At 50.2% G+C, this 22,488-nt stretch carries 16 protein-coding genes; 15 read left to right on the top strand and 1 reads right to left on the bottom strand.

The window, feature by feature from the left end; genetic code table 11:
* Positions 1–11 precede the first annotated feature (11 nt).
* From ACJ67_RS12205 to ACJ67_RS12135, 15 genes are all read left to right on the top strand, one after another.
* Positions 12–1,088 (top strand): iron ABC transporter permease, encoded by a 1,077-nt coding sequence (locus tag ACJ67_RS12205; protein ID WP_049639304.1) that lies wholly within the window; start codon positions 12–14, stop codon positions 1,086–1,088.
* A gap of 2 nt (positions 1,089–1,090) precedes the next feature.
* On the top strand, positions 1,091–1,906 hold the full coding sequence (locus ACJ67_RS12200) for an ABC transporter ATP-binding protein (RefSeq protein WP_049639303.1): 816 nt from the start codon (positions 1,091–1,093) through the stop codon (positions 1,904–1,906).
* A gap of 190 nt (positions 1,907–2,096) precedes the next feature.
* Complete coding sequence (locus ACJ67_RS12195) at positions 2,097–4,187, top strand: TonB-dependent siderophore receptor (RefSeq protein ID WP_082164041.1); 2,091 nt, start codon at positions 2,097–2,099, stop codon at positions 4,185–4,187.
* 228 nt (positions 4,188–4,415) lie between these two features.
* Positions 4,416–6,515 (top strand): TonB-dependent siderophore receptor, encoded by a 2,100-nt coding sequence (locus tag ACJ67_RS12190; RefSeq protein ID WP_053092899.1) that lies wholly within the window; start codon positions 4,416–4,418, stop codon positions 6,513–6,515.
* Between the two features lie 66 nt (positions 6,516–6,581).
* Complete coding sequence (locus tag ACJ67_RS12185; protein ID WP_049639301.1) at positions 6,582–8,780, top strand: TonB-dependent siderophore receptor; 2,199 nt, start codon at positions 6,582–6,584, stop codon at positions 8,778–8,780.
* Positions 8,781–8,797: 17 nt separating this feature from the next.
* The gene (locus ACJ67_RS12180; RefSeq protein WP_049639300.1) at positions 8,798–10,105 is read left to right on the top strand and encodes a PepSY domain-containing protein; all 1,308 of its coding nucleotides are present in this window, start codon (positions 8,798–8,800) and stop codon (positions 10,103–10,105) included.
* Positions 10,106–10,573: 468 nt separating this feature from the next.
* On the top strand, positions 10,574–12,712 hold the full coding sequence (locus tag ACJ67_RS12175; RefSeq protein WP_231587175.1) for a TonB-dependent siderophore receptor: 2,139 nt from the start codon (positions 10,574–10,576) through the stop codon (positions 12,710–12,712).
* An 8-nt stretch (positions 12,713–12,720) separates the two neighbouring features.
* A complete protein-coding gene (locus ACJ67_RS12170) occupies positions 12,721–13,401 on the top strand; it encodes a Fe2+-dependent dioxygenase (protein ID WP_049639298.1) in 681 nt (226 codons plus the stop codon).
* 4 nt (positions 13,402–13,405) lie between these two features.
* Entirely contained in the window at positions 13,406–14,449 is a 1,044-nt protein-coding gene (locus tag ACJ67_RS12165) for an alpha-hydroxy acid oxidase (RefSeq protein ID WP_049639297.1), read from the top strand.
* Positions 14,450–14,464: 15 nt separating this feature from the next.
* Positions 14,465–14,743, top strand: a complete 279-nt coding sequence (locus ACJ67_RS12160) for a PepSY domain-containing protein (RefSeq protein ID WP_049639296.1) — start codon at positions 14,465–14,467, stop codon at positions 14,741–14,743.
* An 8-nt stretch (positions 14,744–14,751) separates the two neighbouring features.
* Entirely contained in the window at positions 14,752–15,297 is a 546-nt protein-coding gene (locus ACJ67_RS12155) for a cytochrome b/b6 domain-containing protein (protein ID WP_049639295.1), read from the top strand.
* 199 nt (positions 15,298–15,496) lie between these two features.
* A complete protein-coding gene (locus tag ACJ67_RS12150; RefSeq protein ID WP_049639294.1) occupies positions 15,497–16,945 on the top strand; it encodes a TolC family protein in 1,449 nt (482 codons plus the stop codon).
* Positions 16,932–18,173: an efflux RND transporter periplasmic adaptor subunit gene (locus tag ACJ67_RS12145; protein WP_049639293.1), complete on the top strand. Its 1,242-nt coding sequence runs from the start codon at positions 16,932–16,934 to the stop codon at positions 18,171–18,173. The genes ACJ67_RS12150 and ACJ67_RS12145 overlap by 14 nt, the downstream gene beginning before the upstream one ends.
* Before the next feature lie 3 nt (positions 18,174–18,176).
* On the top strand, positions 18,177–18,893 hold the full coding sequence (locus ACJ67_RS12140) for an ABC transporter ATP-binding protein (protein ID WP_049639292.1): 717 nt from the start codon (positions 18,177–18,179) through the stop codon (positions 18,891–18,893).
* Positions 18,886–20,112, top strand: a complete 1,227-nt coding sequence (locus ACJ67_RS12135; protein WP_049639291.1) for an ABC transporter permease — start codon at positions 18,886–18,888, stop codon at positions 20,110–20,112. The genes ACJ67_RS12140 and ACJ67_RS12135 overlap by 8 nt, the downstream gene beginning before the upstream one ends.
* 18 nt (positions 20,113–20,130) lie before the next feature.
* Here ACJ67_RS12135 and ACJ67_RS12130 read toward each other — a convergent pair whose 3' ends face one another.
* The gene (locus ACJ67_RS12130) at positions 20,131–21,921 is read right to left on the bottom strand and encodes a GspE/PulE family protein (protein WP_049639290.1); all 1,791 of its coding nucleotides are present in this window, start codon (positions 21,919–21,921) and stop codon (positions 20,131–20,133) included.
* Between the last annotated feature and the right edge of the window lie 567 nt (positions 21,922–22,488).

Below are 22,488 nucleotides of genomic sequence, written 5' to 3'. Positions count from 1 at the left end.
GGTAGGTAGATATGACGTCATTTATCTCGCAGTTATCACGTAGAACCATAACCGACTGGGGATTGCCACAGTGGTTTGCCAGCAAGCCTGCATGGCTACTTTCACTGATACTGATATCAGGCGTATGGGCTGCTGCCACCATGGGAGCCGTGCCCGTCACCTGGCATGATTGGTTGGCCGTGCTGCAAAACAGTGATGAGCCGCTATCGGGCGGGGCGTATGTCTTGTGGCATTTGCGTCTGCCGCGTATCTTGTTTGCGGTGCTGATAGGCGCAGCATTGGCACTTTCAGGCGCGCTGGCGCAGGGCTTGTTTCGCAATCCGCTGGCCGATCCGGGCCTGCTCGGCGTGACCAGTGGTGCCGCCTGTGCGGCAGCCCTCACCATCGTGCTGCTTGCCAGTAGTGGCATAGAAATCCCGACCGCTTTACGCTACTGGCTGTTGCCAGCGACCGCTTTTGCTGGTGCGGTTGCTGTCTGTTTTATTCTTGATAGCGTCGCGCGCTGGCTCACGGCTGACTCTATCGCTGGCCTGTTGCTGACGGGTATCGCACTCAATGCACTTGCGGCAGCCGTGATCGGCTTATGTACCTATCTGGCCACAGACGAGCAATTGCGGACTTTGTCGTTCTGGACACTGGGTTCACTGGCTGGTGCCAATTGGGCAGTGGCTTGTGTGTTGCTGATCACACTCGTGCTGGCAGTGTGGGCACTACGACAGCTCACACATGCCATGAATGCCCTTGCCCTCGGTGAAGCGGCGGCTGCACATGTGGGCGTGAATGTTCGTGCACTGCGGATGCGTGTGATTATGCTGGTCGCAGTATTGTGCGGTTTCGCGGTTGCGTGGTGCGGCATGATCGGGTTTATTGGCCTGGTGGCGCCGCATATCGTGCGCCTGCTGGTTGGGCCCGACCAACGCCGATTGGCACCCCTGGCCATGCTGGTGGGAGCTATTTTACTGCTACTGGCAGATACTGCTGCCAGGACGGTGGCGATTCCTGCCGAAATCCCGGTGGGTATTTTTACTGCCTTGCTAGGTGCGCCATTTTTCCTGGTATTGCTGGCCAGAATGCGTAAAGGCGTTTAATCATGACTGCCTTGCATGCCACTTCCGGACTGCTGGCACTTGACCGTGTCACAGTATTACTGGGCAAACGCGAGTTTGGCCCGTTCACGCTTTCCATTCGTCCTGGTGAGCAAGTGGCAATTCTTGGGCCGAGTGGGGCCGGTAAATCTACCTTGCTCAAACTGCTGGCCCGTGAGTTGGCCCCTGCCGCTGGGCAAGCACATTTTGATCAACGTCTTCTGGCTGATTGGTCGCTGGCTGACTTAAGCCGCCGCCGTGCCATCTTGCCGCAGTCCCATGAGGTTGCGTTTGGACTGCCAGTTGAGCTTGTCATCGGCCTTGGCCGCGTGGCGCGCAACTATGACCCGTATTTAAACAGCATCGTGCAACAGGCAGCCGAACACGCCTGCGCTGAGCATTTATTGGGGCGTCGGTTTGATACCTTATCTGGTGGTGAAAAAGCGCGTGTACACATGGCAAGAGTGTTTGCGCAACTGTGGGATGTAGAGCAGGGTCTGCTACTAGTAGACGAACCTCTGACCGCGCTTGATCCTGGATTGCAGTTTGAGTTGATGGATGCGATCAATACCTTTGCCTCCAAACGGGGGCATGCCATTCTGGCTATCCTGCATGACATTAACCAGGCCTTGCAAAGCTTTGATCGCCAGATATTCATCAAGCACGGCGCCATGGTGGGGGATTATCAAACATCACATGTCACGCTTCCGCTGCTGGAAGCGCTATATGGGGTAAGGCTAACGAGTGCCATGACTGAAGAAGGCGAAATGATTGTTGCGCCTAGCTTGAAGAAACGAATGGTAGCCAACGTAGTGCTTTGATTATTAAACAAGTAATTTTTCTTTTGTGTATCATTAGCTTGAATTTTTAAATGATAATTGTTATCATTTTAAATCTTGGCAAGCCAACGAGTTATTACTCCTGTAGCCAGCAGTTCATTCACAGGGGAGTCTCGTGCGCAGTTCACAGCAAACATATTCATTTCGTCGACGTAGCTTGGTAGCGGCTCTGATGCTTGCTATGCCTTATTTGGGATATGCAGAGGATTCAGGGCGAAAAGAAGAGGTAGAGTCTTTACCTGAGGTGAAAGTCACCTCCAAAATAGAAAAGAATCAGCCTTCAGAAAAAACGAAGTCTTACACGGTTAACTCTACCTCAACCGCGACGCGTTTAAATACAAGTATCCGCGAAACACCTCAATCTATCTCCGTCATTACACGTGAGCAGTTGGATGATTTTCGGGTCTTGACCGTCAATGATGCACTGTCTTACGCAACGGGTATTAAAGTCGAGCAGTTTGAGACAGACCGGACTGAGTATACTTCACGTGGCTTTAACATCACTAACTTTCAGATAGATGGACTGAGCACGCCGATTAGCTTTAGTGGGACAAACTACGGAGATCTGGATATTGCGCTGTATGACCGTATAGAGGTCCTACGAGGAGCCAATGGACTATTAACAGGCCCTGGCAATCCATCTGCAACCATCAATTTTATTCGTAAGCGTACAACCAGAGACTTTCAGGCAAAAGCCAACGCCTCCCTTGGTTCTTGGGATAACCGGCGACTGGATGCAGATATTTCTGGATCGCTGAATGACGACGGTAGTGTGCGTGCCCGCCTAGTCGCAGCGCATCAAGAGAAAAACTCTTACCTTGATCGTTACAGTAGTAAAAGAGATGTTGTATACGGCATTTTAGAAGCAGACCTTACCGATAACACCAGTGTCGCGATTGGTCATACTTATCAAAGAAACGACGCTAACGGTAATATGTTTGGCGGGTTGAACTTGCTATATTCCGACGGCAGCAAACGCTCTTACAACGTGTCTGATTCGACCGCGCCGAGTTGGAGTGAGCGTAATGTAGACACGAATATCAGCTTTGCTGAGGTAACACATTATTTTAATAATGAGTGGAAGATTAAAGGCCAGCTCACACAAAAAGCAGTGACTTCTGCCGGACCTCATGATTATGTTTCTGGCAGTGAAAACCGGATCACTGGCTTAGGCCTAAGTACTAATCCTTTCTTTTATACATTCAAGACGCAGGATTATGTGGCGGATATTTATGCCAATGGGCCATTTGAGTTGGCAGGCCGCAAGCATGAGATGGTCGCCGGTGTCACGATGAGCCGAACCAGTATGAAGGAATTCTCTCGAAGTGTGGCGGGTGTGCCTCTCACCAGCTTTGATGCGGCAGGGGATGTCCCTTATCCTGCGTTCGGTGCCGAAAGTAAGAGTTCTGATTATTCAACCAGAACTACCAATATTTACACCGCCGCCAAATTAAATCCGGCGGATGGTTTAAAAGTGACGGTGGGCGGCAGTTTGTTAAGCTACAAATTGGATGGGGATGCATATGGTGTTGCTCAAAAGGCCAATGAAGATAACAAATTTACGCCGTATATAGGTGCGATCTACGACTTGAGTAAAGAACATTCGCTATATGCCAGTTACACAGGTATTTACAGGCCACAGGTTGAAACAGGTGCTAGTGGTTCGGTGCTTGCGCCATTAAAAGGTAAAAATTATGAGTTGGGTGTTAAAAGTGAGTGGCTTAATAAAGCTTTGAATAGCTCATTTGCACTGTTTAAAACCGAGCAGGAAAATCAGGCTTTGGCCATTGGCCAAACTGCTCAACGCACAATTTATGAGGGGATTGAAGCGACGAGCAAGGGCTACGAGTTTGATGTGTCTGGTGCTGTGAATGATCATTTAAGCTTGAATGCAGGTTATACGCGCTTAATGAGCATTGAAGGACAAGGCGGAACTAGTGCAAACACATTTACGCCTAGACACATGGCACATTTAACGGCTGTCTACAAAGTGCCATTTGCCCAGAATCTAAAAGTCGGGGCAAGCGTTAATTGGCAGAGCGAGATTTATGTCGATATTGGCACCGTGCGCTATGAGCAGGACAGTTACGCCGTTTTAAACCTGATGGCTAATTATAAGATTGACAACCACTGGGATGCTGCTCTCAATTTATATAACGTGACAGATGAAAAATACTTGTCGAGCTTTAGATACTCTGCTTTTGGACAAGCCTACTACGCAGCGCCATTTAATGGCGTGGCTACACTTACATGGAAATATTGATGCAATTATTCTCACGGCTTTAATTGCTGTGACTGTTTGATATCTCTCCCGACAAACCCCTGTTCTACGGCAGGGGTTTTATTTATGACATCAGTTGTTGGCAATAAATTAACACGATAGTTTGTTGATTTAAATAATGAGAATTGTTATCATTATTGATTGATTAAATTGCAAGCCAACGAGCCATGACTCCTGTAGCCAGCAACAGCTATTTACTGGAGTTTTTGTATGTGCTCGTTTCGTATTCCTGCGATACCGCTGGCATTAATGCTGGCTTTCCCATCCGTGTCGATTGGCGCGGAACAATCCGCTAAAACGGAAACTGATACCTTGCCGGAGGTTTCTGTTAGCGCCAAGAAAAATAGTAAAAAAGACAAATTTATTACGCAAGACCGTGCGACTGCTGTGGGTAAAAGCCCGGTCTCGGTTCAAGATATGCCGCAATCTGTCACGGTGGTGGATGTTGATCAAGCGCGTGAAATGGGTGCCCTCAATATTCAGGATGCTTTGACTTATACCTCAGGTGCATATTCAGGCCGTTTTGGTTTTGATACTAGAGGTGACTGGGTTTCAGTGCGTGGTTTTACACCCTCTATTTTTCTAGATGGTATTCGTACTTTGTATGGCTCTTACAACAACACACGTATGGATATCTATACGCTTGAGAGCATAGAGGTTCTTAAGGGACCATCATCCTCTTTGTTTGGTCAATCTGATTTGGGCGGGATCGTGAATGCAGTGACCAAACGCCCGAAAAAAGAAGCCTCTCGCGAAGTTAACATGCAATACGGCATGTACGACCGCAAGCAAATTGGCGTTGATTTTACCGGACCCATTACTGAAGATGGCGAATGGCTATATCGTTTTGTTGCATTAAAGCGTGACAGTGGTACGCAGGTGGACCATGTTAATGATGATGCCGTCTTGTTTATGCCATCCATTACTTGGCAACCAAGCGACAAAACCAGCATTACTCTGCAATACCTTCATCATGAGGTAGATACTGTTGTTTCTTCCCAGTTTCTGCCTTCTAAAGGGACTATACAATCAGCGCCACTTGGCAGGATATCGAGTAGTACTTTCGTAGGCGAGCCTGGTTGGGATCGCTATGACATGAAAAGAGATGAGCTTTCACTGTTTGTAGATCAGGCGTTGACGAGCCAAATTAAACTGATTGCGAATGTCAGAAAAACCAACTCAAGTAGTGAAACTCGCGAGCACTGGGCACGTGTTGGTGCAATACCAGATGATGCTGGAAATATAGATAGAACAATTCATACTGCAGATCGTAGCACCCATGTGTTTGCTGCTGATACTCGCTTACAGGGTGATTTTAAACTGGGTGAAACGAAACATTTGGTCTCGCTTGGCATGGATTATCAAGATGCACTATGGACAGAAAGCAATTATGCCTCTACCACCTCTGCTTTTGGTATCAATTTATATAATCCAGTGTATGGCAATGTTGATTACTCAAAATTGGTAGGCGCTGAGCGCGATAACAACAAAATCGTTCAAACAGGTTTTTACCTCTCAGACCACATTGAGTGGGGGGCATGGATAGTCTCAGGGGCCATCAGACGCGACCATGCCACGAATACTTTGTTGCGATTCAATAACGCTCAGCCCGATGTCGACTCAAGAAATTCAGCAACGACTGGACGCCTGGGTCTGATGTACCGTTTTCAAAACGGTATTTCACCTTACATTAATTACTCCGAAGCATTTGTTCCTAATTTGGGAACAGATGGAGCAGGGGGCGTACTCAAAGCGACTGAAGGTGAGCAACGAGAGGCAGGTATCAAATACTTGTCTAGTACTGGGGATACTTCAGTGAATTTTGCTTGGTTCGATATAGAGCAAACCAATCGCGTTGTTCAGGGAAGCACACCTGGTGGGGTTGAGCAAACAGGAGCTGTTACTCAAGGATGGGAGATCGATGCACGCCAACGTTTTGGCAAGCTTGATTTGCTAGCAAACTATACGCATATGAGCGCTATTAATGACGCGACAAAATTCCGTTTAAGTTCAATTGCTGAAAAATTTGGTTCGGCATGGGCGCAATATCGATTTAATGATCACTGGCGAGCAGGCATTGGGACAAGATATATTGGGGATGTCGTAGGTGGAACGTCGAACCTGCCCGAAGTGCCCTCAGTGACGCTATTTGACGCAATGGTTGGATTTAGTTATGGCCCTTGGGACATTCGTGCGACTGTGAGAAATATCGCAGACAAAGAATATGTTTCTTGGTGTCGAGGGTTGAATCAGGACTGCGGTTATGGCGAGCGACAAAACGCCGTGCTTTCTGCCAATTACAAGTTCTAAAACACGCTTATTAATAGCCAGGCGAATTATCCATTTTGCCTGGCTTTTTTTACCCTAGGATTCACTATGAAATTCATTCCGAACAAACTTTCGCTTGCTGTTCTATGTACTTTTTCGTTGAGCCATGCGTTCGCAGAGGATCTGCAAAAAGCTGATTCCGAGGTTGAAACGCTGGATGAAGTTAAGGTGAATGCATCAGCTGATGCTAACGCCAAAGGTCTGATGAAGCCTTATGCAGGTGGGCAAGTTGCCAAAGGTGGACGCGTTGGGGTGCTTGGCAATAAAGATGCCATGGATACACCCTTCTCGATCAATGCTTATACCAATGAGTTAATTCAGAACCAGCAGGCAAGAAGTGTCGGCGATGTGTTATTGAATGATCCTTCGGTACGTGTGGCGCGCGGGTTTGGTAATTTCCAGGAGTCTTACTTTATTCGCGGCTACATTTTGAACTCGGACAGTGTGGCTTATAACGGTTTATACGGCATTTTGCCACGACAGTATATTGCTGCCGAACTGTTTGAACGCGTCGAAGTTCTACGTGGGGCATCAGCATTTTTAAATGGCGCAAGCCCAAATGGTGATGGTATTGGTGGTTCTATTTCATTATTGCCCAAGCGTGCACCCAATGACCCATTAAACCTCGTTTCAGCAGGGTGGAGCTCAGGTAATCAGCAGTTCTTCTCAGCGGATGTAGCTAGACGGTTTGGTCCAGGTGACCGTGCGGGTGTTAGGTTGAATGTTTCCAGGCGTGATGGCGGCACTGCAATTGATAAGGAGGATGCTGAGCTTGACCTGGTCTCTGTGGCGTTTGACTGGCGTGGAGATGACGTACGTTTGTCTGCTGATGCAGGTTATCAGGATAACAAGCTTAAGCAAACAAGAACCAACGTGACCCTGAGTGCGACCAGCGCGAATATCACCGCTGTACCGGGTGCGCCTTCCAGCGATAAAAACTGGGCACAGCCATGGTCATATTCCAATGAGCGTGATGTTTTCGGCACCATACGTGCCGAATGGGATATTAATCGTAAAGTCACCGCTTTTGCGGCATTGGGTGCGCGACATACGCATGAGGCAAACTCACTTGCCAATCTCACGCTGACCAACTCCACGACAGGCGCGGGTACGCAATCCAGATTCGATAACATCAGGGAAGAGTCAGTGCTCACCGGTGAGGCTGGCTTGAAAGGCGTGTTCCAAACTGGTTCTGTCGAACATGACTGGGTACTTTCTACCACCAGCTATTCCACATTGCGAAAGATAGATTTTGCTTTTCAAAATACATTGAATACCAATCTTTATAACCCTGTTTATTATGCGCAACCTGCATTCACAGGTGCAAATGCTGCTGCATTTGATCTTTACGTTAACTATGAGGCAAACCTGCAAAGCACTGCAATTGGCGATACGGTCTCATTCTTTGATAAAAAATTATTGATGACTGCAGGCCTGCGGCACCAGAATTTGAAATATTTGAATAAAGGGGCAACCGGACTTGTCACCAGCCAGTATGATGAAAGCAAAGTCAGTCCGATCTTTGGCGTGGTCGTCAAGCCGTGGGATGGCGTTTCTTTATATGCCAATTACATTGAAGCTCTGGCACAAGGTGACACTGCCCCAGCGACCGCAAACGGATTACCCGTAGCAAATGCAGGGCAGGTCCTTGCCCCGTTTGTCTCTAAACAAAAAGAGGTTGGTGCCAAGTTTGATTTTGGCAAGGTAAGACTCACAACGGCCTATTTCACTACAGAGAAACCTCGAGGTATCACAAATGCAGCACAGCAGTTTGCAAACTCTGGGAGCGAGGATCACCAGGGCATAGAGTTGATGACCTACGGTGAAGTGATGCCAGGTCTGCGCTTACTTGGTGGAGTGACCTGGTTGCATACTGAGCAGAAAGACACCAACAATGCTGCTACAGAAGGTAAGCAGACGATTGGCGTGCCTGATAAACAAGCGAATTTTGGTGTTGAGTGGGATGTCATTGGACTGTCTGGAGTGACGCTGGATGCTCGCGTGATTTCTACAGACAGTATGTACGCTAATGCAAGCAACTCACTTCAGGTTCCGGGTTGGACACGCTTTGACCTTGGTGCAAGATACGTCACAGACATCAAAGGTAAACTGCTCACTGTACGTGGTCGGATCGATAACGTGGCAGATCGAGATTACTGGGCCTCCAGCGGCGGATTTCCGAATAATGGCTATCTGGTCATGGGTGCACCACGCACTGTTACAATCAGTGCTCAACTTGATTTTTAAATAAGAGGCTATTTCATTTGCGTTCGTCCTTATTATTGGTGCATCGTTGGTTAGGCCTGGCTAGCGCACTGTTCCTATTGCTTACGGGTCTCACTGGTGCCATCATTTCTTGGGATCACGAGCTGGATGAGTTACTGAATCCAGCCTGGATGCATAGCGAATCTCATGGCGCGCATCAATCAACATTGGCGCTTGCAAAACAGGTCGCAGAACGCTATCCACAGGTCCAGGTGAGCTCGATTCCTCTCCATGTTGAAGAGGGACATACGCTGGCCATTGGCGTTAGGCCATTACCCAATCCACCGGATGGTATGCCACCTGTCAAGTTTAACCAGGTGTTTATCGACCCCGTCACCGGCGAGGAGCTTGGAAAGCGCGAGTGGGGAGCAGTTTGGCCTATAGATCGTACCAATGCCGTTTCTTTCCTCTACAAGCTGCACTACAGTTTGCATCTACCAGAAATGTGGGGCATTGATCGCTGGGGCATCTGGCTGATGGGTGGCGTGGCGATCATTTGGCTGATTGATAGCTTTGTCGGTTTTTACCTGACATTTCCCAAGTCCACCAGAAGAACACAAACAAAGTTGCATAAAGCGCCGTCCATACATGCGAGTAATCAGGCCACATTTTGGCAGCGTTGGTGGCCAGCATGGAAAATGCGTTGGAACAGTAGCCATCACAAACGCTATTTTGATATGCACCGTGCCTTTGGTTTGTGGACTTGGGTGTTGCTGATTATCCTGGCGTTTTCAGCTTTTGCCCTGAATCTGCGTCGTGAGGTGTTTATGCCGGTCATGCAATCTGCATTTACGCTGACGCCGACACCATCCGATTTGCGTCCACGCTTGCCTGTGCCGCAACAATTGCCACCGAAAATGGATTATGAGCAGATTCTCAATGTGGCGCTGGAGGATGCGCGAGCCCAAGGTTGGCAGGAGCCTGCCGGACGAATCTCATACAGTGCAGCTTTTCAGCTGTTTAATGTGGACTTTTATTACCCGGATGCCGATCATGGTGTGGCGGGTGCTGGTCATAAACGGTTGTATTACGACGGGCTCGACGGACATTACATCGGTAAACGTATTCCTTGGGAAGGCACCGCAGGAGATGTGATCGTGCAGGCACAGTTCCCATTGCATTCAGGCCGCATTCTAGGTATGCCAGGACGAATCCTGATCTCTGTGATGGGCTTGGTGGTCGCAATGCTGTCAGTGACAGGTGTATACCTGTGGCTAAAAAAACGCAGAGCCAGAAAGGTATCGTTCACTATTGTTCAGCAACAGGTCACAGCTCATGATCGCCTGGCAGAGCGCAGCTTCAATTAAGCGGGTTTTTAATCGGGGCAGCGAGCGTGTCAGGGCTTGTCTTTTGAGGCTTAATTGAAGTTCACATTTTAAATTGCTCAATATAGCGCTATTTTAGTCCTGCAATCTTTTTAAACAGGTGAGTATCAGTACTATTCGATAAGTACGACATTACTGGGCGATGACCCAGGCATTTTCAGGCACAAAGCTTGAAAAAACAATTCAGACATACTAGGTATGACGGCCTTGTCATAGGTAGGCAAACATTCGCTTTGCATCCAGCTTATCCCTCTAGAAAAAGACATTGATATCAAACAATTCACACCATAGCTTTCATTGATTATAAAAATGAGAATTGTTATCATTACATCTCAAGATATTTGCAAGCCAACGAGCATCGCTTCCAGTAGCCAGCAACAAAAATATAACGTTATAGGGAAAAATATGCCTACAGGCTTTCATCGTAAAACAATCACATTAGCGCTTTTGATGGCGCTACCAGCAATTTCATCCGCCGCAGAGGAAGAAAAAACAGCAGACGCTACCCAGACGATGACTGAGGTTAAGGTCAAGTCAGAGCGCATTCAAGATAAACCAAATAAAGGCTACCAAGCGACCAAAACCCGGGTAGGTAAAACCTATCAAGATCCTCAAGACGTGCCGCAAGCAGTCACTACACTGACACGCGAATTGCTGCATGATCAACAAGTGGGCTCATTGCGTGAAGCCTTGCGTAACGTCGTGGGTTTGTCAGTGAATGCGGCCGAAGGTGGCCGTGCTGGTGACAACTTCAACCTGCGTGGTTTTTATACCTTTGGTGATATTTATCTGGACAATATGCGCGATACGGCGCAGTACAACCGTGAAACATTTAACCTGGAGCAGGTGGATGTATTGCGTGGCTCAGCCGCCATGCTGTTCGGTCGTGGTCAGGCCGGTGGCGTTATCAATCAGGTAAGTAAGATGGCCGAGTTACGTGATAAAAATGTCGTGACTGGTAGCCTAGGTGAGTACGATTATCACCAGTTTACGGGTGACTTTAACAAGCAGCTAACAGAAACGGCTGCGATTCGCGTCAACTTGATGGATAGGTACGAAGAAACCTACCGTAAAAACCCGACCACAGGCGACCGTCCATCTTTTGACCGTAAAGGGGTGGCTATCAGTTTTGGCGCTGGTATCGGGACTGAGAACGAATTCTTCCTGAACCACATTTACACCCAAACGCGGGATGTGCCGGATTTTGGTGTTCGTTTCTCGGGTACGCACCCACTCAATAGTTCTTCAACAGGCGCTAGTGATAAAACTTTCTGGGGAGATAACCGTAACTTTGACGACAGTGACACACGTGTGACGACTGCGATCTTCACCCACAAGTTTTCTGAAGATACTCAAGTGAGAACTCAGCTCCGTAGTGGCACATATAACAGAGCATTTTGGGCTAAAACACCACCAACAGGTGCAACTCCTGCAATGCCAACATTTAGCGGCAGTGCCGGCGGTAACGTAGCGCGCTATTTGAATTATGAAACCTTAAATCTGCAGTCTGACTTCATTACCAAGTTTGAATTGGCCGGTATGAAGCATGCTTTGCTGTCGGGGGTGGAGTACCTAAAAGAAGACTCTGTCCGTCGATTGCTGACCGATCTGGATCCCACAGGTGGCGCATTGTATGAAAGACATGCCAAAGGCAATCTGCAAAACTCTTTTAACGCAGATAACTATGCACTATATGTTCAGGATAGTGTTGAGTTCGTGCCTAACTGGACTGCGTTAGCAGGGGTGCGGCGCGATGAGCTGCATTCAAAATATACCAGTGCGACTTCACCAAAACTCAGCTATGGTGAAAACAGTTACCGTACCGGGTTGTCATGGCAGCCGAATCCAGACAGACACTATTACGCTACATGGAGTGATTCTTTCAGCCCGACCGCTGATCTCTACCAGTTGACTGTGGTGCCACAAGATCCAGAGCGTAGCAAGACATTTGAAGTTGGTTCAAAATGGCTATTTATGGACGGTGATCTGGCAGTGCGAACTGCTTTATTTACTACCACTAAATACTGGGAGCGAAACACTGACCTTGAGGCAACATCCGCAATTCTCACCCGGAAACGTCGGACGAATGGTGTTGAAATAGAGGTCACTGGTAAAGTCACTGACCGCTGGGATGTATTTGCCGGTATTGCATTATTGGATGCGCGCGTAATCAAAGCTGCTCAAAACGTCGCTGCCGGTAACGTGTATAGTTATGCAGATGCACGGGTGGAGGGGCAGCGTGCGCGAAATACACCTATCGGTACCTTAAATATTTGGACGACCTATGCATTAACGGATGCCTGGAAAATTGGTGGGGGGATCGAGGCCAAAGGCGAGCGCTATGCCTATCAACCTGGCTCGGCCAACTTAAGCGGATCCTTTGTCGGTGGCCATTTCAACCCAAACTCCGCCCCCGGTTATGCGCGGGTAGACCTGATGGCATCGTATGAACAACCCAAATGGGCTGTGCGGCTGAATGTCAAAAACTTGCTGGATAAAGAGTATTATGACGCAGTGTATGACAACGGTGGTTTGGTGACACCAGGTAACCGTCGTCAAGCGATTGTGACCACTGAGTATAAGTTCTAGGAGTTGATTTGCTGCTGACGTTACCGGATGTATTGCTTAAAGAAGAGTTAACGACTATCCGAGGCCTGCTTAAACAGGCGCAATGGGTAGATGGACGCAGTACCGCCGGTACGCAGGCAGCACAAGTCAAAAATAACCAGCAACTGGCCGAACTGGATCCGTTGCTGGATCAAATTCGCAGGATCGTGTTGCAGGCATTGCATCGCGATCCTTTATTTTTTTCTGCTGCCCTGCCAGACAAAATTTTGCCGCCGTTTGTGAACCGATATTCCGGCGAAACCAACCATTACGGGTTTCATGTCGACAGCGCCATGCGCAGCATGCCGGATGGCACTGCGCGGGTGCGTGCGGATGTCTCAGCCACTTTGTTTTTTAACGATCCTGATGAGTATGAAGGCGGTGAGCTGGTGGTTCAGGATGTGTTTGGTGACCAACGCATCAAGCTTAAAGCCGGTGCTATTGTGATTTACCCTTCCAGTTCCGTGCATGCGGTGACGCCTGTGATACGTGGTGAACGGTTGGCCAGCTTTATGTTTATCCAGAGCATGGTACGCGATGCGGCACATCGGCGTATGTTGTTTGATATGGATATGGCACTGGTCAGGTTGCGGCAGCAACATGGTGAAACACCAGAGGTGGTGCAATTGACCGGCATTTACCATAATCTGTTGCGTCAGTGGGCGTTGTAAGCACATGCAATCCTTACCCTTGTTACCCTTTTTTGCGCAGCAGGCGCAAACCAAGCTCCCTGCGAATATCTGGCACTACCTGCAATCTGATGCTGGCCTTGGTGCTCAACTGCAAAGCAATGAAGCCGGGTGGCAAGCCAAAAAGCTGCTTCCACGTCCTTTACAGGCATTGCATCTCCCAAGTACGCAATGCGAGTTATTCGGTGAGCAGTGGGCACATCCTATTATGCTGGCACCTGTGGCATACCAGAAACTGTTTCATCCCGATGGTGAAATCGGCACTGCCGTGGCCTGTAATGCCCAGCAAGGACAGATGATGGTGAGTAGTCTGGCCAGCCAGCCGGTGGAAGAGATCATTAAACAGGCGCAACAGCCTCTGTGGTTTCAACTTTATTGGCAAGGCAGCCGTGAAGCCACTGCAGTGTTGTTAAACAAAGCGTTGGCGGCTGGAGCAAGTGCGATTATTTTTACTGTGGATGCCCCGGTGAAGCAGGCATTGATTGATTTACCTGCCGGTGTTTCTGCGGTGAATTTAGCACAGCCATTGACCATGCAGCCCATTAAACCCGGCCAAAGCCAAGTGTTCGATGGCTGGATGACACAAGCGCCGACGTGGGAAGATGTCGCTTGGTTGCGGCAACAGATGAAAATTCCTTTGCTGATCAAAGGACTAATGCATGCGGAAGATGCTAAACGAGCTGTAACGTTGGGCTGTGAGGGCATTGTCGTCTCTAACCACGGCGGCCGGGTGCTGGATAGTACGCCTTCAGTTGCTGCGGTGTTGCCACAGATGGTGGCTGCTGTAGGCGGGCAATGCAAAATCCTGGTCGATAGCGGTATCCGTTCAGGGCAGGATATCTTCAAGGCGTTGGCCATGGGTGCAGATGCCGTTTGTGTGGGCCGTCCTTATGTCTGGGGATTAGCGGCTGAAGGTGCAATGGGCGTGGCGAAAGTCATTCGCTATTTGCGTGACGAACTTGAAATGACCATGGCGCTAACAGGTGTGTCTACCCTGGCTGAGATACGCCAGGTCGAATTGTATGCATAACAAAAGGAAATACAGATGAAAAAAATGACTTTTACAGTGTTGTTAGCCCTGGGCTTGTTAAGCTCACAAGCCGTATTTGCGGCAGCCGATTGCAAGTCTTATCCCAAAGAGGAGTGGGCTTCAGAAGATACGCTGAAAGAAGCGCTTGAAGCTGAAGGCTATACCATCAAAAAATTTAAAATTGACGGTAATTGTTACGAGATTTATGGCCGTAGCAAAGAAGGCAAAAAAGTCGAGATTTACTTTGATATGAAAACCCTGGCGATCGTCAAAGCCATCGGGTTGAAAGACTAGCCAGCCACATGTCTGCACGCGGAGAGCTATTGTGGCCCTGGTGGGTGCGGTTAACTCACTGGCTGGTGGCCGCTGGTGTTATTGCGCTGTGGCTGATGAGTTATGTCTGGTATGAAACCGATTGGCTGCACCGCGCAGTCGGTTATGTTGTGCTGGTGCTGGTGGCGGGGCGGCTTCTAGGTGGTTACCTGACCCACCTGAATAGCGCACGGTTTCATGTGTCTGGCTGGCGTGCCCTCCGTGCGCATTTGATTCAACTGCGGCAAGGGCATGTTCCCGCGCATCGGGGACATAATCCGCTAGGGCAATGGGCGGTTTATCTGATCTGGCTATTCATCGCAGCACTGGCGCTGACCGGCTGGTTGAGTCGTACCGATGCCTTGTGGGGCGAGGATTGGCCAGTTGAGTTGCATGCTGCGCTTAGCTTGGGTTTGCTGGCGCTTATTGTTGTTCATGTGCTGGCAGTGATTGTTGTATCGCGTTTGTCTGGCCAGCATTTATTGTCACAAATGATACATGGGCGCGTGCACCCTATAAAATCCACAGCGGATTAAATGCCGCTACTAGCGGGCGTTTATTATCTATCTACGTCCGTTCACTCATCCTTCCTTAAAAGTATCAAAATGTATCCATCTATTTAGTCGCGCTCACGCATCATTTAACATGGCAACGCGATGATAAAACGACGTATTTCTATGAGGTTGTGCTGTTTTGTGGATTAAGTGGAGTGGCATGCGCAAGTGTGTGTGCTTAATGATGCTTTGCTCTTGTGTGTCACTTGAGGCACAGGAATCACTGTTTTATGACGATGGTGACCCGCTGGACACGCAAGTGCAAACCTTGCCCAAAATCCCTGCCCAATATTTAGGCAGTGACACTGGTTGTGGTGAGCCAAATTGGCAGCAGCCACTGACACTGGCCGATGTGGCGAATCTCAGCTTATGCCATAACCCGCAAACGCATGAAATGTGGGCTAATGCCCGCGTGCAAGCGGCGCAGTTAGGTTTGGCCAAGTCAGCCTATTTGCCGACGGTCACCGACAGCGTCTCCAGCAACATGGGCGTACTGAATCCTGAATCGGCCACGCGCGGCAATCCTAACCTCAATCTTTCAAACAGCCTGGTGGCGAGCTACTTGCTGTATGACTTTGGTAACCGCAAAGCTAATATCGAAAGTGCACGTCAGTTATTGCTGGCTGCCAGTGCCACGCAAAGCAGTGTGGTACAAAGTATATTGCTCAATACCATTGCCGCTTATTACCAGGTGCAGGCCAATATCGCTGCGCTTTCTGCTACGCAACAGGCCGAGCGGGCTGCTGAAGAAAGCTTCAAAGCAGCCAATGCGCGTTACCAGGCCGGTGTGGCAACGCCTGCGGATAAGTTGCAGGCGCAAACGGCCTTTGCCCAATTAACATTGCAACGCATTACGATTGAGGGAAACGTCCGCATTGCTTATGGCAACCTTGCCAACCTGATGGGTTGGCCTGCTAACCGCTCAATGACCTTGGCTAAAAGTGCCAATGAGACACCACCCGGTATCCTTGATGATGTGAGTACGCTGATAGAACAAGCGGGCCAGCGTCGCCCTGATTTATTGGCCAGCGAGGCGCAGGTGCGGGCGGCAGAAGCCAGCATCGCTGCCAGCAAGGCGGCGAGTAAGCCCACCATCAGCGTGGGTGTCTCCAATAATCTTCAGGATGGTTCGCAGTATGCCGCCAATAGCGCCACCACGCTGGGTTTTACGGTTTCCATTCCTATTTTTGCCGGGTATGCGCCTACTTATCGTATCCGTGCCGCGGAAGCGAGTGCTGACTTGCGGCTGGCACAGCGCGATAGTCTGCGTTTGCAAATTTCACTGGATGTGTGGAGCGCTTACCAGAACCTGCGCACTGCCTTGCAGTCGGTGACTGCCAGCCAAACCCTGCTCGAAAGTGCCGAACAGTCTTACCGGGTGGCTTTTGGCCGCTATACCGCAGGGGTAGGTAATATTATTGATACGCTCAATGCCCAAAGTGCACTGGCAAGCGCGCGACAGCAAAACATACAGGCCAGCCTGAATGCGAATATCGCGCGGGCGACCCTGGCACAAGCCATCGGTGTGCTTGACCATGCCATGATCCAGTCATTACCCGGTGCGGTTTCTCCTGATTTACCCAGCGCCACGGCGCCTGCTCAATCAATGGATACTTATGAAGCGGATTAAATCTCTATTTATTTTAGGTGTGCTAATGGCCCTGGTGGCGGCAGGCTACTGGTATTACAAGCAGACGCATCAGGCCAAACCTGAAGACCTTTACCGGTTGGATGAAGTGACCCAGGGGCATATCGAGCAAACGGTGTCTGCCAACGGGACACTGAACCCGGTCAGCCTGATCAGCGTGGGTACGCAGGTCTCTGGCATTGTGCGCAAAATGTATGTCGACTTTAATGACGTGGTTAAAAAAGACCAGGTGCTGCTAGAGCTGGATAGCCGTTTGTTTAATGCGCAGATTGCCCAGTCACAGGGCAATGTGAGAAATAACGAAGCAGCGGTGGAGTTGGCGATTGCCAATGAAAAACGGATGCGGCAGTTATATGCACAAGAGTATGTTTCCAGACAGGAGCTGGATACGGCCGTGCAGGTATTGAAATCCGCCAGGGCGCAGCTGGAAACCGCCAAAGGCGCGCTGGCGCGTGATGTGACCAACCTCAATTTGAGTATTATCCGATCTCCTGTGTCCGGCGTGGTGGTGAATCGCGTGGTCGATGTCGGCCAGACGGTGGCAGCCAGTTTTCAGACCCCGACGCTGATCCAGATTGCACAAGACCTTGCAAAAATGCAGATAGACACCAGCTTTGCAGAAGCCGATATCGGCAAAATCAAAGAGGGGCAAAAGGTCAATTTTAATGTCGATGCTTTTCCTGACCGCAGTTTTGAAGGTGTGGTCAAACAGCTGCGCTTGAACTCAACCAATACCTCTAATGTGGTGACTTATAACGTGGTGGTATCGGTGGATAACCAGGACCTGACCTTGTTGCCAGGCATGACTGCTTACGTCAATATCATTGTCGACCGTGCGCGTCATGCTTTGCTGGTGCCTAATGCGGCCTTGCGGTACAAGCCCAAGGCAGAAGCGACTGCCAAAAACACACATGCGCCGGCCGAAGAGGGTGGCGATGGTAAACGGGGCTGGCGCAAGCGCGGCGCGAAAGGGGAGGGGCACGCGCCTTCCGCAGGCAATGCGATGGGCAAGATTTATGTATTGAGGGCTGGGCAGCCGGTCATGGTGCGCGTGCATGCCGGTATCACCGATGGCCGCTCCACCGCGGTGACGGGTGAAGGCCTGGCCGCGGGCGATAAGGTGATTGTGGGTGAATTACAAAGTGACAATGCTGCGCCCAACAAAGGGCCGGGGAATAATAACGGCCCGCGCGGACCGAGAATGTTCTAGCCTATGCAGCAGGCCGTCATCTCCGTCAATCATCTGTACAAAGCCTACCAGACCGCTGCTGGCGACTTTCCCGTATTAAAAGGCGTCAATTTTCAGGTGCTGACGGGAGATTACGTCGCCATCATGGGGCCTTCTGGCTCCGGTAAATCTACCTTTATGAATATTTTGGGCTGCCTGGATATGCCCAGCGCAGGTAGCTATGTGCTGGATGGCTATGCCGTGGCCACCATGAGTGCGGACCAGGTGGCTAAAGTGCGCAACCAGACCATAGGCTTTGTGTTTCAGGGATTTAACCTGCTGGCGCGTGCCAGCCTGCTGGATAATGTTGCCTTGCCTTTGGTTTATGCTGGCGTCAGCAACGAGGAGCGGCATGCGCGTGCCCGCGTGCTGCTGGAAAAGGTAGGATTGAGCAAGCATATGCACTCGCATCCCAACCAGATTTCTGGCGGGCAACAACAGCGGGTGGCGATTGCACGTGCATTGGTCAACCAGCCGCGGCTGATTTTGGCGGATGAGCCCACCGGTAACCTTGATAGCACCACCAGTGAAGAGATCATGGCCATTTTTGATGGCCTGAATCAGGAAGGCATTACCATTGTGCTGGTCACGCATGAAACCGATATTGCCGAGCATGCCAAACGGCAAGTGCGTTTCCTGGACGGCAAGATTGTGCAGGACACCGGGGCTAGGGCCTTAAGTGCGGATAACGCCAATGTTTAGCGCCATGTTGGGAGAAGCCTGGCACGCCATGGGTGCCAACCGCTTACGCACGTTTCTAACCATGCTGGGCATGGTCATTGGTGTGAGTGCCGTGGTATTGATGATGGCGATTGGTCAAGGCGCTGAGGCTTCGGTCAAACGCTCTATTAGTGCCATGGGCAGTCATTTGTTTGTCGTACTCTCTGGCCCGCCCAGAATGGGCGGCGCGCGCACTGCTACCGGTAACGCACCTTCACTGAATGTGCGTGATGCCAATGCCATGAGCGAGCTCTATGGCGTGGTCGGTGTCGCTCCCGTGACCATGGGCAAAGGCCAAGTGGTTTACGCCAGCAATAACTGGAATACCGATATTATCGGTACCACACCAGAATACATGGATATCCGTGGCTGGAGCTTGTTTGCCGGCTATCCGTTTTCATCCTCAGATACACGCTCTGCCACACGCGTGGCTTTGCTTGGTAAAACCGTCGTGCAAAACCTGTTTGGTGAAGAGGACGTTGATCCGGTTGGTAAAACCATCCGCATCAACCAGCGTCCTTTTGTGGTGCTGGGCGTGCTTGATAGCAAAGGGCAAACGCTGGATGGCCGCGATCAGGATGACACCATCATCGTGCCGCTGACCACCGCGCAGCGCAAACTGTTTGGTAACCAGTTGCCAGGTACGGTGCGACAGATTATGGTGCAGGCTGAGTCGGATAATATGATGGGCATGGTTGAAGACGCGCTGAACAGTTTATTGAATCAGCGACACAATATCCGCGAGGGCGCTGACAGTGATTTTTCTGTGCGCAACCTGACAGCGATTGCCAATTCTGCCGCTGAAACCGCGCGTACTATGTCTTTACTGTTAGGCGCAATCGCATCGGTATCTTTGCTCGTAGGTGGCATCGGCATTATGAATATCATGCTGGTGTCGGTGACCGAGCGAACGCGCGAAATCGGTATCCGCATGGCCATAGGCGCCCGTGAGCGCGATATTCTCATGCAGTTTCTGCTGGAGGCCATCATGATTTCGATCGTCGGTTGCCTGATTGGGATTGTGATCGGCGTCAGCGGCGCGATATTGGTCAGCGTGTTCACCCAGGCTGAAGTGATTATCTCGAGTGCCTCCGTCTTGATCGCGTTTAGCGTGGCGGCAAGTATTGGTGTCTTTTTCGGCTTTTATCCGGCTAAGAAAGCCGCACGTTTAAATCCCATAGAGGCCTTGCGCTATCAATAAACGCAGGTCTTTTGCAGGTTAGTCCATCTCAATTGGCGGCGCCACTTTAAGAACTTCTTCTACCGTGGTCAACCCGGCCGCAATCTTCTCTGCCCCATTCAGCATCAAAGGTTGCATGCCAGCTTGTGTCGCAGCTTGGCGTAACTGCAGTAAATCCGTTTCGGGCGTGATCAGTTTGCGTAGCGCGGGCGTGAGCGTCAGCATTTCATAAATGCCCGTCCGGCCGCGATACCCGGTCTGGCGGCATTCCTTGCAGCCAACTGCTTTCATGGTTTTTGCTGGTTTTTTAGCTTTAAACGGCTGTGTCACGCTGGCCCATTGCTCGTCTGAAATCTCGTCCTCCGTTTTGCAGTGTGGACACAAAGTGCGTACCAGGCGTTGCGCCATAATACCCAGCAGGCTCGAGTGGATCAGGTAGGCAGGTACACCCAGGTCCAGTAAGCGTGTCACGGCTGAAGGTGCGTCATTGGTATGCAGTGTGGAAAGCACCAGGTGCCCGGTCAATGCCGCCTGTATCGCCATATCTGCGGTTTCCTGATCGCGGATTTCGCCCACCATGATAATGTCCGGGTCTTGCCGCATCAGCGTGCGTATGCCTTCCGCAAAGCCTAGCCCGATGTTCTGCGTCACCTGCATCTGGTTGAATGCGGGTTCTATCATCTCAATCGGGTCTTCCACCGTACAGACATTCACTTCATCGGTAGCCAGTTGCTTGAGTGTGGTGTACAAGGTGGTGGTTTTACCCGAACCTGTGGGCCCCGTGACCAGAATGATGCCGTTGGGCTGATGCGTCCATTGAGCCCATTGCTCGCTTTGGCGTTTGGAAAAACCAAGTAACTGGAAATCTTGCACCAGGATATCTGGTTTGAAAATCCGCATGACCAGCTTTTCACCAAAGGCGGTTGGCATGGTCGATAAGCGCAGTTCGATTTCCTTGCCATCAGTCCCGACGGTTTTGACGCGGCCATCCTGCGGACGGCGCTTCTCTACCATGTCCATGCGGCCCAGTAGCTTGATGCGGCTGGTAATGGCGTTCATGATGTTGCTGGGTAACTGGTAAACCTGGTGCAACACGCCGTCAATACGGAAACGCATCAGTCCCATCTGACGGCGGGGCTCCAGGTGAATATCACTGGCACGTTGCTCAAACGCATATTTAAACAACCAGTCAACGATGTTCACGACATGCTGTTCATTGGCATCCAGCTGGCGGTCTTTGCCCAGCTCAATTAATTGTTCAAAGTTTTGTACACCAACAATCTGGCCAGCCTTGGCAGCATTAGCCGACTGAATGGCGGCCGAAAGCTGGTATACCTCGGGCAAATAGCGCTGTAAATCCAGCGGATTGACCATGACTACTTCTATGCGCAATTTGAGCATGCGCTCCAGGTCATGCAGCCATTCCTGATGGAAAGGATCGGCAGTGGCAATGGTGGCAACACCGTCTTTCACAGTTATCGGCATGATGCGCAACCGCTCAGCATACGCCTGGGAGACGATTTGTGCTGCAGCGCTGAAATCTAATTTCAGCGGATCAATCTGGTAGTAAGCGACTTTAGCCTTGTCGGCGACATATCGGCTGAGGCTATCTACCGTGAGTAATTGTGAAGATTGTCGTTGGTCAGGCCACTTTTGCTCGGCCACAATGATAATCGGGTGTACTTTAGAGCTATCGCGCTTGCGGTCCTGATGCAGCTTTTCTGCCCATGCCTTGTCAATGCGGCCATCTGATACCAGCATGCGCAATAAATCGCCCAAGCGCAGGCTGTCTAAAGATTTGGGTATTGAAAAAGGGGCTGGACTATTCATGACACATAAGGGCTGGGGTACCAGCTTATGGTGCAAGAACCATGCCATAGAAATGTGGCAGAAATGGTCACTTTTGAATGACTGCGTATTCGGAGCAAGAGTACTCTTCGGCCCGGTAGGGTGAGTTTTATTTCGCCTTTAGGCGACCATTCTTTCTTATGCTTGTCCATAAGAAAGAAGGCAAAGAACAAGACACCCTAGCTTCCGCTTGTTCCCTGCGTTGCTCACCAAAACAAGAGGTCACGAAACTCGACCTGGCAGCTCACAAAATGCGTGAGCTGCTGCGGGACTCGAACAGTCGCTCCCTTTGATCTTGTTTTGCCTGCGCTACTCGGCGCGGCAGATAGGGGCCCGAAAACCCCGTGAGCGCCACTGGTAGTGGATTAAAAGAAAAGAACTGGGTTTTTAACTATTACAAACTTCTGCAATGCTCGTTTGGCGAGATAAATCCCATCCCATCACGCTTGATTTCATTGCTTGGCAGGCGGAATAAGGTTGCAGCTTGTTTGAATCTCGCAGCAGCTTAGGTTTTGTGTAAGTTGCCAGGTTGAGTTCTGCAACCGCGAC

The organism is Methylophilus sp. TWE2 (genome assembly GCF_001183865.1).
Lineage (GTDB): Bacteria > Pseudomonadota > Gammaproteobacteria > Burkholderiales > Methylophilaceae > Methylophilus.
The sequence above is the reverse complement of the archived record's forward strand: the minus strand, read 5'-3'. Positions and strand labels throughout refer to the sequence as shown.